The organism is Caulobacter sp. P1_D6 (assembly GCF_056406095.1).
Window position 1 is genome coordinate 127,273 of the sequence record NZ_JBFUAW010000004.1, and the last position, 11,391, is coordinate 138,663.

At 67.5% G+C, this 11,391-nt stretch carries 7 protein-coding genes and 1 pseudogene; 5 read left to right on the top strand and 3 right to left on the bottom strand.

All coding sequences use genetic code 11. The features are described 5' to 3' along the window. Positions 1-215: 215 nt before the first annotated feature. Positions 216-497, top strand: a complete 282-nt coding sequence (locus tag AC1DYP_RS02685; protein ID WP_477045016.1) for a hypothetical protein — start codon at positions 216-218, stop codon at positions 495-497. On the opposite strand, the gene AC1DYP_RS02690 is transcribed toward AC1DYP_RS02685, so the two are convergent. Continuing rightward, complete coding sequence (locus AC1DYP_RS02690) at positions 494-2,170, bottom strand: MFS transporter (RefSeq protein ID WP_477045017.1); 1,677 nt, start codon at positions 2,168-2,170, stop codon at positions 494-496. The two genes, AC1DYP_RS02685 and AC1DYP_RS02690, sit on opposite strands and share 4 nt — an antisense overlap. A gap of 190 nt (positions 2,171-2,360) precedes the next feature. On the opposite strand from AC1DYP_RS02690, the gene corA reads away from it, so the two are divergent. Beyond that, positions 2,361-3,329, top strand: a complete 969-nt coding sequence (corA, locus tag AC1DYP_RS02695; RefSeq protein WP_477045018.1) for a magnesium/cobalt transporter CorA — start codon at positions 2,361-2,363, stop codon at positions 3,327-3,329. A gap of 19 nt (positions 3,330-3,348) precedes the next feature. On the opposite strand, the gene AC1DYP_RS02700 is transcribed toward corA, so the two are convergent. Both AC1DYP_RS02700 and AC1DYP_RS02705 read right to left on the bottom strand, forming a co-directional pair. After that, complete coding sequence (locus AC1DYP_RS02700; protein ID WP_477032165.1) at positions 3,349-3,576, bottom strand: DUF2188 domain-containing protein; 228 nt, start codon at positions 3,574-3,576, stop codon at positions 3,349-3,351. Positions 3,577-3,990: 414 nt separating this feature from the next. Continuing rightward, positions 3,991-4,629 carry a TetR/AcrR family transcriptional regulator gene (locus AC1DYP_RS02705; RefSeq protein WP_477045019.1) on the bottom strand — a complete coding sequence of 213 codons (639 nt, stop codon included), beginning with the start codon at positions 4,627-4,629 and terminating at the stop codon, positions 3,991-3,993. Positions 4,630-5,026: 397 nt separating this feature from the next. Between AC1DYP_RS02705 and AC1DYP_RS02710 the strand changes: the two genes are divergently transcribed. From AC1DYP_RS02710 to AC1DYP_RS02720, 3 genes and pseudogenes are all read left to right on the top strand, one after another. Further along, positions 5,027-6,205, top strand: a complete 1,179-nt coding sequence (locus tag AC1DYP_RS02710) for an efflux RND transporter periplasmic adaptor subunit (RefSeq protein ID WP_477045020.1) — start codon at positions 5,027-5,029, stop codon at positions 6,203-6,205. Between the two features lie 30 nt (positions 6,206-6,235). Next, positions 6,236-9,415 (top strand): annotated as a pseudogene (locus AC1DYP_RS02715) (efflux RND transporter permease subunit); the annotation flags it as partial. Further along, a complete protein-coding gene (locus AC1DYP_RS02720; protein ID WP_477045021.1) occupies positions 9,415-10,848 on the top strand; it encodes an efflux transporter outer membrane subunit in 1,434 nt (477 codons plus the stop codon). The pseudogene AC1DYP_RS02715 and the gene AC1DYP_RS02720, both read left to right, overlap by 1 nt. Positions 10,849-11,391 lie beyond the last annotated feature (543 nt).

An 11,391-nucleotide genomic window follows, 5' to 3' on the forward strand; every position in this document is an offset into this window, starting at 1 on the left:
AACGGAATCTCGCGGAGACTCCAAGCAACCCGCGAGAGCAGGATGACTGGGCGCAAGCTCTGCGCGACATGAAGGCCGTTTGCGACGGCGAACAGCGGCAAAGGCGCCAGATCGCCGAAAGTGGAGCCCGCCAACTGGGTCGGGCGCAGGCCGTATTGCGCGAAGCGGAGAATCGTCAGCGCGACGCCGAAGCAGCCCTGAGTCGGGCCCGTCGCATGGCCGCCGTCGGCTGGATGGCCGCCGAGGCCTGCCGCGACATGACCGCCCTGCACGCGGTGGCCATGAAGGCCCTGGCCTCGTCCCGCGAGCGCCTGCACGGCGACCACCGGACCGTCAGCGAGATCGACTGGGCGCTGGGCGGCCTGACCCAGGCCGAACAGATGCTGGACCGGGTGACGGCCTATCTCGACGCGCGTCGCGAGACCCCGCAGGGCGCCCGCATCGACGGACTGCTGACCGGGACGCTAGGCCCCGGCCAGCCCGCCCAGATTAGCTAGGCCTCGATGTCGACGTCCTTGGTTTCCTTCAGGAACAGGACGCCCACCACGGCGGTCACCGCGGCCACCACGATCGGGTACCAGAGTCCGTAATAGATGTTGCCCGTGGCCGCGACCATGGCGAAGGCCGTGGTCGGCAGGAAGCCCCCGAACCAGCCGTTGCCGATGTGATAGGGCAGGCTCATCGAGGTGTAGCGGATGTTGGTCGGGAACATCTCGACCAGCATGGCGGCGATCGGGCCGTAGACCATGGTCACGTACAGCACCAGGATCGTCAGGATCGCCACCACCATGGGCTTGTTGATCAGCGCGTCGTCGGCCTTGGCCGGATAGCCGGCGGTCTTCAGCGCCGTGCCCAGTTCCTTCTCCCAGGCCGTCTTGCGGTCTTTGAAGGCCGCCTTGTCGAGGGTCTGACCCGGGAACGAGGCGATGGTCGTCGCGCCGATCTTGACCTGAGCCACCGAGCCGGCCGGAGCGGCCTGGTTGGCGTAGGTCACGCCGGCCTTGGCCAGGTACGACTTGGCCAGGTCGCACGAGCGGTTGAACACCGTCTTGCCCACCGGATCGAATTGGAACGAGCAGTCGGCCGGGTCGGCCACCACGGTCACCGGCGCGCTGGCCACGGCGGCGGCCAGCTGCGGGTTGGCCGCCGTCGTCAGGGTCTTGAACAGCGGGAAATAGGTCAGGGCCGCCAGGATGCAGCCCAGCATGATGATCGGCTTGCGGCCGATCTTGTCCGACAGCCAGCCGAAGAACACGAAGAACGGCGTGCCGATCAGCAGTGCGACGGCGACCAGCAGGTTGGTCGTGCCGCCGTCGACCTTGAGCATCTTCTCCAGGAAGAACAGGGCGTAGAACTGGCCGGTGTACCAGACCACCGCTTGACCAGCGGTCAAGCCCACCAAGGCGAGCAGCACGATCTTCAGGTTGCCCCACTTGGCGAACGAGTCGGCCAGGGGCTTCTTGCTGCCCTTGCCCTCGTCGACCATCTTCTGGAACGACGGGCTTTCGGCCAGTTGCAGGCGGATCCACAGCGACACGCCCAGCAGCAGCACCGAGATCAGGAACGGGATGCGCCAGCCGAAGGCCTGGAAGGCGTCCTCGCCCACCGCGTTGCGGGTCAGCAGGATCACCACCAGGCTGAGGAACAGGCCGAAGGTGGCCGTCACCTGGATGAAGCTGGTGTAGAAGCCGCGGCGTCCGGGCGGGGCGTGCTCGGCCACATAGGTGGCCGCGCCGCCGTACTCGCCGCCCAGGGCCAGGCCCTGGACCAGGCGCATGACCACCAGGGCGATGGGCGCGGCGATGCCGATGCTGGCGTAGCTGGGCAGCAGGCCGACCACGAAGGTCGACAGGCCCATCAGCAGCATGGTGACCAGGAAGGTGTTCTTGCGGCCCCACAGGTCGCCCAGCCGACCGAACACCAGCGCCCCGAACGGCCGCACCGCGAAGCCGGCGGCGAAGGCCAGCAGGGCGAAGATGTAGCCGGTGGTCTCGTTGACGCCCGAGAAGAAGTGCTTGGTGATGTAGGTGGCCAGCGAACCGTAGAGGTAGAAGTCGTACCACTCGAAGACGGTGCCGACCGATGCGGCCCCGATCACCAGGCCGTCCTTGCGCCCAACGGCGCGACCGCCCTTGGCGCCCTTCACCGGTTTCGCGGCGTCGCTTCCCATGCGTATCTCCCCCAAGCAGTCTTTGGCGTCGCCGCTGGGGGCGATCGAACCATGTTACCGCAACCATCATGGACGGCGTTCGCGGCGTTGGCGAGAGGCTAAACATGAACCGGACGAAAGCCGAAGCGTTGGCTAAAAGGAATCTTCGCCGTCCCATTTTACGGGACCAGGCAAGCGGTCCGGGATCCCGATGAGCGTCGTTGCGGCCTATATCTACAAGGACGGCGTCAGGAACCGCGAGGTCAGCCTCGATCACGAGGACGCCCTCGTCACCAAGCCGGGCGAGTTCGTGTGGATCGGCCTTTACGAGCCCAGCGCGGCCGAGCTGGCGCGGCTGCAGACCCGCTTCAAGCTGCATCCCCTGGCGATCGAGGACGCGCTCAACGCCCACCAGCGGCCCAAGGTCGAGGTCTATGGCCGCGAGCTGTTCGTGGTGGCCCGCACCGCCCAGCTGGTCGACAACCAGATCGCCTATGGCGAGACGGCGATCTTCGTCGGCCAGGGCCACCTGATCACCGTCCGCCACGGCTCGGCCCGGGCCCATACCGAGCTGCGCGCCCAGTTGGAAGCCTCGCCGACCCTGTTGGCCAAGGGCTCGGACTACGTGCTGCACGCGGTGCTCGACTTCGTGGTCGACGGCTACCTGCCGATCATCCAGGCGCTGGAGGACGAGGTGCTGGACATCGAGCGCCGCACGCTCGAGGCCTTCCTCAGCCACGCCGAGGTCAAGCGCCTGTTCCACCTGCGACGCGACCTGATCCGCTTCAAGCGGGTGCTGTCGCCCATGGCCGAGGTCTGCGGGCGGCTGGAGCATCTGGAAACGCCGTGCCTGGACGACGACGTCCGCCCCTACTTCCGCGACGTGCTGGACCACACACAAAAGGTCGAGGGCATGGTCGACGCCTTGCGCGAAGTGATCACCTCGGTGTTCGAAGCCGCCTCGCTGCTGGAACAGCAACGACAGAGCGCCATCACCCGCAAGCTGGCCGCCTGGGCCGCCATCCTGGCCGTGCCGACGGCGGTGGCCGGGATCTACGGCATGAACTTCGAACACATGCCCGAGCTGAAATGGACGTTCGGCTATCCGATGGTGATGGCCGGCGTCGCGGGGCTGATCGGGTATCTGTACTGGCGATTCAAGAGGAACGGGTGGCTGTAGGGGCGTCCGGCCGCGCCAGCTAGCTGGCCCAGGCCCGTGCCGGGTGCAGGAAACGCCCGGCCTCTGCGCCGTCGCGCAGGAACACCCGCACCTCGGCGGCGCGGCCGGAGGCGGCCAGGCGGTTGGCCAGGTCGCGGGCGGCGGCTTCGGCGCGACCGCCGCGTTCGAAGGTGAGTTCGGCCTCGAGGGCCTCGGAGCGCACGGACCAGCCTTGCTCGGCCGGCGTGACGGAAATCAACAGAGCCATGGAGAGCTCCTTACGCAAATCGGACTTGGGAGCGCCGGGCCGGAAAGCCTTGGAAGGGCGCGAACGAGCGGGGCTATTCGGGCGCTGATCAGCCCCGAAACATCGAGGTCAGATCGGCATTCGCCCTACGAGGGGATGACATCGACACATCTTATAGGCTCGCAATTTCACAACTTGACGACATGGGTATGACCCGAACGCAACTGACGCGAGCCAGAACTCCTGGCCCCGTTTTTAGTTTCTCGGGTCGTTCGATGATCTGCGGGCCGGGTCAGAAAATCTGCCGAGACTCAATTCCTATCAATTTGATAGATTTTCGGAGGCGACGTCTTTTCCCTCCCCTTTGACGGCGCCGGCGCGCGCCGCGCGGGACCCGTCGGGGGATGGGTTTCGCGCGGCGCGTCTAGCGCCGTCTCAGCATTCCGGCTTGTCCAGATGCGCCTTGATCAGCGACCGCCCCGCGCGCGCCACGGCCCGCACCGGGCCGCTGGGGCCCAGGGTGACGCGGGCGGTGTAGGAGCCTTCCATCAGCAGCATCAGGCCGTCGGCCAGGTCCTCGTCCGGCGCGCCGGCCTTGCGGCACAGCTCGACCAGCCGAGCATGCAGCTGCTGCTTGTAGGCCACCGACACCTTCTGGGCCGGGTGGTCGGCCTCGTGCAGTTCGATGGCGGCGTTGGACAGCGGGCAGCCGTGGACGTCGGCGTTGCAGGCCTTGGTCTCGAAGGCGTCGAAGATCGCTTCCAGTTGGACCCGCGGGTCGCCGCAGGTGCAGCCGACGACCTCGTCCCACCAGGCCCAGTAGTCGCGTTCCTGCTCGCGCAGCACCTCGGCGACCAGCTCGTCCTTGGACGGGAAGTTGCGGTACAGCGTCATCTTGGTGGCGTCGGCCTCGTGGGCGATCGCCTCGACGCCCACCGCGCGGATGCCGTGCTGATAGAACAGCTCGCGGGCCGTTTCGAAGATCCGGTCGCGGGCCGGTCTTTTGGACAACGGAGGGCACGCGACTGCCTCCAACTCGTCCACCTTGCCCCCGCCAGAATTTCTCTCAGCCATTTTCACAGCACCTCACCTTGACGTGAGAGTTACCGGTCAGTATCTCTCACCGCGTGGATGATACCGAACGGTATCGTCACATACGACTACATCGTCACAGATGGACGTCACGTCAAGCAACAGCAACTGCGACATTTGATCATTAACCCCAGAACGGAGCGCGAGCCATGCCCCCGAGCGCGAGCCAACACCCCGCCGCCCCGCCCGCCAGCGTTCCGCGCTGGATCGCCGGGCCCGCCCGCTCCCTTCGCAAACTGATCGGCCAAGGCGCCGAAGGCCCGTCCGGACAGGACTGGGCCTCTTCGTCCAAGGCCCGCCAGAAATCCCGGCGCCCCGTCTGGGAATAGAAAAACCACCGCGTCTCCTCCCCCGCTTCATTCGTCCGACAGGTACTCCGATGTCCCTCCGCCCCGTTTTCACGTCTTTCGCCGGCCTTGCCGCCATGGCCGTGCTGGCCGCCTGCAGCGCCCAGGCCAAGCAGGAAGCCGCCCCGCCCCCCGCCCAGGTCACCATCACCGCCGTGTCCTTCAAGGAACTGCGCCAGTGGGATGACTTCACCGGCCGCCTCGAAGCCATCGACACCGTCGACATCCGTCCGCGGGTCAGCGGCTACATCGACGGCGCCCGGTTCGAGGAAGGCGCCCGGGTCCGCAAGGGCCAGGTGCTGTTCCAGATCGATCCGCGCCCCTACCAGGCCGAAGCCAACCGCGCGTCGGCCGAGGTCGATCGCGCCAAGGCCCAGCTGAACCTGGCCGTCGTCAACCGCGAGCGCGGCCGCCGGCTGATCGAGCAGAACGCCCTGGCCCAGAGCGAGTTCGATCGGCTTTCCGCTGAAGAAAAGGCCGCCCAGGCCAATCTCGGCGCCGCCGACGCGGCCTATCAAACCGCCCGCCTGAACCTGGAATGGACCCGCGTGGTCTCGCCGATCGACGGCCGGATCTCCAAGGCCCTGATCACCCGAGGCAACCTGGTGACCCCGTCGAACCTGCTGACCACCGTGGTCAGCGACACCCCGATCTACGCCGCCTTCAACGCCGACGAGCAGACCTTCCTGAAGTACGCCTCGGCCGAACGCGGCAAGGCCAGCCCGGTCTATATGGGCCTGATGACCGAGGACGGTTATCCGCACCAGGGCCAGCTGAAGTTCATCGACAACGCCATGGACGCCAAGAGCGGCACGATCAGCGGACGGGCGATCTTCGCCAACGCCGACGGCCGGTTCACCCCCGGCCTGTTCGCCCGCATCCGCATGGTCAGCGACACGTCCGCGACGGTGGCCCTGGCCCCCGACCGCGCGGTGGCGACCGACCTGGGCAAGCGCTACGTCGTGGTGGTGGGCGCCAACAACAAGGCCGAGTACCGCCCGGTCGAGATCGGTCCGCTGGCCGGCAACCTGCGCATCATCCGCACGGGCCTGAAGCCCGGCGACCGGGTGATCGTCGGCGGCCTGCAGAAGGTCAAGCCGGGCGACACCGTCAGCCCGGTGGTCGTCAAGACCGACCTTTCGACCGACCTCTCCCAGTTCGAAACCGGTCCCCAGCGTGTCGCGATGATCAACAGCGTCGGCCAGAACTAAGCGTACCCCCAGCAGCCCGCTCCGGACCTTCCGGAGCTCTCCAAGTTCTTCGTGAGCAGACCGCGCTTCGCCGCCGTGCTCTCGATCGTCATCTTCATCGCCGGGTTGGTGGCTCTGCCGCGCCTGCCGATCTCGGAATATCCCGAGGTGGTGCCGCCGACCGTGGTCGTGCGCGCCGCCTATCCGGGCGCCAACCCCGCCGTCATCGGCCAGACCGTCGCCGCTCCGCTGGAGCAGGCGATCAACGGCGTCGAGGGCATGATCTACCAGTCGTCGCAGTCGGCTTCCGACGGCGCGATGATCCTGACCGTCACCTTCGCGCTGGGGACCGATCTCGATAAGGCCCAGGTGCAGGTGCAGAACCGCGTCGCCCAGGCCCTGCCGAAACTGCCCCAGGAGGTGCAGCGCATCGGCGTGACCACCGACAAGGCCTCGCCCGACCTGACCCTGGTCGTGCACATGATCTCGCCCAACAACCGCTACGACATGCTGTACCTCAGCAACTACGCGCAGCTGAACGTCCGCGACCGCCTCAAGCGCGTCGACGGCGTGGGCGACGTGCAGATCTTCGGGGCCGGCGCCTATTCGATGCGGATCTGGCTGGACCCTGAAAAGCTGGCCTCGCTGAACATGACGGCCGGCGACGTGGTCAAGTCGCTGCGCGAGCAGAACGTCCAGGTCGCCGCCGGCCAGCTGGGCGCGCCGCCGACCAATGTGGGCGCCGAGTTCCAGCTGTCGGTCAACGCGCCTGGCCGCCTGACCGACGAGGAGCAGTTCCGCAACGTCATCATCCGCTCCGGCGAGAACGGCGAACTGACCCACCTGGGCGACGTGGCCCGCGTGGAGATGGGCGCCAACAACTACGCGCTGCGCTCGCTGCTCGACAACAAGTCGGCCGTGGCCATGCCGATCTTCCAGCGCCCCGGCTCCAACGCCCTGGCGATGGCGGCCGACATCAAGAAGACGATGAAGGAGCTGAAGAAGGAATTCCCGGAAGGCGTCGACTACGAGATCATCTACGACACCACCGCCTTCGTGCAGGAATCGATCAACTCGGTGATCCACACCCTGATCGAGGCCATCATCCTGGTGGTCATCGTGGTGGTGATCTTCCTGCAGGGCTGGCGCGCCTCGATCATTCCGCTGATCGCCGTGCCCGTCTCGCTGATCGGCACCTTCGCCGTCCTGCTGATGCTGGGCTTCGGCCTCAACGCCCTGACCCTGTTCGGCCTGGTGCTGGCCATCGGCATCGTCGTCGACGACGCCATCGTCGTGGTCGAGAACGTCGAGCGGAACATAACCAACGGCCTTGAACCGGCGGCGGCCACCCGCAAGGCCATGAGCGAGGTCACCGGACCGATCATCTCCACGGCCCTGGTGCTGTGCGCGGTGTTCATCCCGACCGCCTTCATCAGCGGCCTGTCGGGCCAGTTCTATCGCCAGTTCGCCCTGACCATCGCCATCTCGACGGTGATCTCGGCCTTCAACTCGCTGACCCTGTCGCCGGCCCTGGCCGCCGTGCTCCTCAAGAGCCACGACGCGCCCAAGGACCGCTTCCAGAAGATGATCGACGCGGCCCTGGGCTGGTTGTTCAACCCGTTCAACCGCATGTTCGCCAAGGCGTCCGACGGCTACGTCCGCAATGTCGGCCGCACCCTGGGCAAGTCGACGGCGGGCCTGGTCATCTACGGCATCCTGCTGGCCCTGACGGTCTTCGCCTTCGCCAAGACCCCGGGCGGCTTCGTGCCGCAGCAGGACAAGGCCTATGTCGTCGCCGTCGTGCAGCTGCCCGACGCGGCCTCGCTGGACCGCACCGAGGCCGTCATCCGCCAGATGGGCGACATCGCCATGAAGGTGCCGGGCATCAAGCATTCGGTCGCCTTCCCCGGCCTGTCGGCCAACGGCTTCATCAACAGCCCCAACTCCGGCGCGGTGTTCTTCCCGCTGGACGACTTCAAGAACCGCACCGGCCACGACCTGTCGGCCAACGCCATCGTCGGTCAGCTGAACGCCAAGTTCGGCGCCATCCCCGACGCCCAGATCGCGGTCTTCCCGCCGCCTTCGGTGCAGGGGCTGGGCACGATCGGCGGCTTCCGCATGCAGATCGTCGACCGCGCGGGCCTGGGCCCGGACGAGCTGAACAAGCAGACCCAGAACCTGATCGACAAGGCCCGCAAGGACCCCGCCCTGGTCGGCGTGTTCTCGACCTACCAGGTCAGCGTGCCGAAGATCGAGGCCAACATCGATCGCGAGAAGGCGCGGGCCTCGGGCGTCAGCCTGACCGACCTGTTCGAGACCATGCAGGTCTATCTGGGCTCGCTGTACGTCAACGACTTCAACCGCTTTGGCCGCACCTACGAGGTCAACGTCCAGGCCGACCAGAAATTCCGCATGCAGCCCGAGCAGATGCTGCGCCTGCAGACGCGGAACGCCGACGGCCAGATGATCCCGCTGGGCGCCTTCGTCAGCTTCAAGGAGGCCACCGGCCCCGACCGCGAGAGCCACTACAACGGCGTGCTCACGGCCGAGATCAACGGCGGCCCGGCCCCCGGCTACTCGACGGGTCAGGCCCAGAAAGCGCTGGAGGACCTGGCCAAGAAGGAGCTGCCCAACGGCATGGGCTACGAGTGGACCGAGCTGACCTACCAGCAGATCCTGGCGGGCAACACGGCGATCTACATCTTCCCGCTCTGCGTGCTCCTGGCCTTCCTCGTGCTGGTCGCCCAGTACGAAAGCTGGAGCCTGCCGCTGGTGGTCATCCTGATCGTGCCGATGACCCTGCTGTCGGCCCTGGCCGGCGTGCTGCTGACCCATGGCGACAACAACATCTTCACCCAGATCGGGCTGATCGTGTTGGTGGGCCTAGCCTGTAAGAACGCCATCCTGATCGTCGAATTCGCCAAGGAGCGAGAGGAGCATGGCGACACGCCGCTGCAAGCGGTGCTGGAAGCCTGTCGCCTGCGCCTGCGGCCGATCCTGATGACCTCGATCGCCTTCATCATGGGCGTGGCGCCCCTGGTGGTCAGCCACGGGGCCGGCGCCGAGATGCGCCGCGCCATGGGCGTGGCGGTGTTCTCGGGGATGCTGGGGGTGACGGTCTTCGGCCTGATCCTGACCCCGATCTTCTACTTCGTGATCCGTCGCAACACCGCCCGCCGGGCGGCGCTGAAGGCGGCCAAACAAACGACGACCGCCGTGGAGGCGCACTGATGTTTGCTTCTCAAATCCGCCAGCCGGGCTGGCGGAACCTGAAGGTCCAGCTCGGCCTGTTCGCCAGCATGCTGCTGCTGTCGGCCTGCGCCGTGGGGCCGGACTACAAGACCCCGGTCGCCGCGCCGGTGGTGCTGCAGAACGCCCCGGCCGGCGCCTTCTCGACCGCCAACCCCGAGGCCCAGTGGTGGAAGGCGTTCAACGACCCGGTGCTCGACAGCCTGGTCACCCAGAGCCTGTCGGGCAACCTGGACATCCGCATCGCGGTCGCCCGGGTGGACGAGGCCCGGGCCCTGTTCAAGGACGCGCGCCTGGACCAGATCCCGCGGGTCACCGCCAGCGGGGCCTACCAGAAGAGCGACCAGCAGCAGCCGGGCTCGAACGGCCAGCGGGTCGAGAGCGAGACCTACCAGGCCGGCTTCGACGCCGGCTGGGAGATCGACCTGTTCGGCCGCGTTCGCCGGGGCGTGGAGTCGGCCCGGGCCGAGGCAGGCGCGGCGCAAGCCGACCTGCGCGACGCCCAGGTGACCATCGCCGCCGAGGTGGCCCGCAACTACCTGGAACTGCGCGGCGCCCAGGCCCGCCTGGCCGTGGCCAACCGCAACCTCGACACCCAGCGCGAGACCCTGCGGCTGACCAAGGTCCGCTACGACGCCGGCGCCGGAAACCCGATCGACGTGGCCAGCGCCCAGGCCCGCCTGAACGCCACCGAGGCGGTGATCCCCGCCCTGATCACGGCCGAGAAGCGGGCCAACTACCGGCTCTGCGTGCTGGTCGGCAAGCGGCCGGGCGAACTGGACACCGCCCTGGTCGCGACCACGACCGCCGAGGTCACGCCGCTGATCGCCGCCCTGCCGATCGGCGACGCCGCCGACCTGCTGCGCCGGCGTCCCGACGTCCAGGCGGCCGAGCGTCGCCTGGCCGCCCAGACCGCCAAGGTGGGGGTGGCCACGGCCGACCTCTTCCCGCGCGTCCGGGTGACGGGCTTCATCGGCTTCCTGTCGGGCACGTCGTCGGGCTTCGGCAACGCCGCCAGCCAGGCCTGGTCGGTGGCCCCCTCGGTCACCTGGCCGGCCCTGGACCTGGGCGGCGCCCACCAGCGGCTGAAAGCGGCGGAAGCCCGCAACGACGCCAGCCTGGCCGTCTACGACCAGACCGTGCTGGCGGCGCTGGAGGACCTGGAGAACGCCCTGGTCGGCTATCGCCAGCAGCAGGCCCAGCTGGTCAGCCTGACCAACCAGGCCGCCGCCTCGCGCCGCGCCGCCGAGCTGGCGCGGATCCAGTACAAGGAAGGCGGCATCGACTTCCTGGTGCTGCTGGACGCCGAACGGACGCTGCTGGCGGCCGAGGACTCGATGACGGTCGCCGAGACCGGCGTGAACACCAACGTCGTGGCGATCTACAAGGCGCTGGGCGGGGGTTGGACGAGCTGACGCCCTGACCGACACAGGGGACACACACTCACGGCAAGGCCGCGCAGGTCTGGCAAGGGCCACGACGTGAGTGTGTGTCCCCACCTTCACCCTGAAAGTTATCCACAGGGCTAGCCGGGGACATGCACTTGTGCGTGTCCCCAAACCCAGGCCGTTCCTCTCCCTCCGTCTCCCCGGCGAAGGCCGGGGCCCAGGTCGAACCCACCGCTTACGGATGGGGCGCCGTCGAAGGGCGCGTCATCTCCAGAGGCTTCGGCTGAATCTGGGCCCCGGCCTTCGCCGGGGAGACGGACTTCAGGAGCCCTCTATCCCCACTCCCGCCAGAACAAACCCCAACCCAATCAACCCCCTGCACAAAAACTCACGTTTCCCGTCCCCACCCTCCAGGACGGCCGCACACTAGCGGCATGACCCAAGCCACCATCGACATCCCCACCCGGTGCCTGACCTTCCAGCTCAAGCTGATGGCCGCCCTCGAAGCGGCCTGGGCGAGCATCGAGGCCTCCACCAATCCCGTCCTGATCCGCCAGGCCCGCGACAAGG

Excerpts from the sequence above, each read along its gene's own strand:
- AC1DYP_RS02710 (WP_477045020.1), top strand. The coding sequence starts at position 5,027 with ATGTCCCTCCGCCCCGTTTTCACGTCTTTCGCCGGCCTTGCCGCCATG.
- AC1DYP_RS02720 (WP_477045021.1), top strand. The coding sequence starts at position 9,415 with ATGTTTGCTTCTCAAATCCGCCAGCCGGGCTGGCGGAACCTGAAGGTC.
- AC1DYP_RS02700 (WP_477032165.1), bottom strand. The coding sequence starts at position 3,576 with ATGGCTCTGTTGATTTCCGTCACGCCGGCCGAGCAAGGCTGGTCCGTG.
- AC1DYP_RS02705 (WP_477045019.1), bottom strand. The coding sequence starts at position 4,629 with ATGGCTGAGAGAAATTCTGGCGGGGGCAAGGTGGACGAGTTGGAGGCA.
- AC1DYP_RS02685 (WP_477045016.1), top strand. The coding sequence starts at position 216 with ATGGCCGCCGTCGGCTGGATGGCCGCCGAGGCCTGCCGCGACATGACC.
- AC1DYP_RS02690 (WP_477045017.1), bottom strand. The coding sequence starts at position 2,170 with ATGGGAAGCGACGCCGCGAAACCGGTGAAGGGCGCCAAGGGCGGTCGC.
- corA (WP_477045018.1), top strand. The coding sequence starts at position 2,361 with ATGAGCGTCGTTGCGGCCTATATCTACAAGGACGGCGTCAGGAACCGC.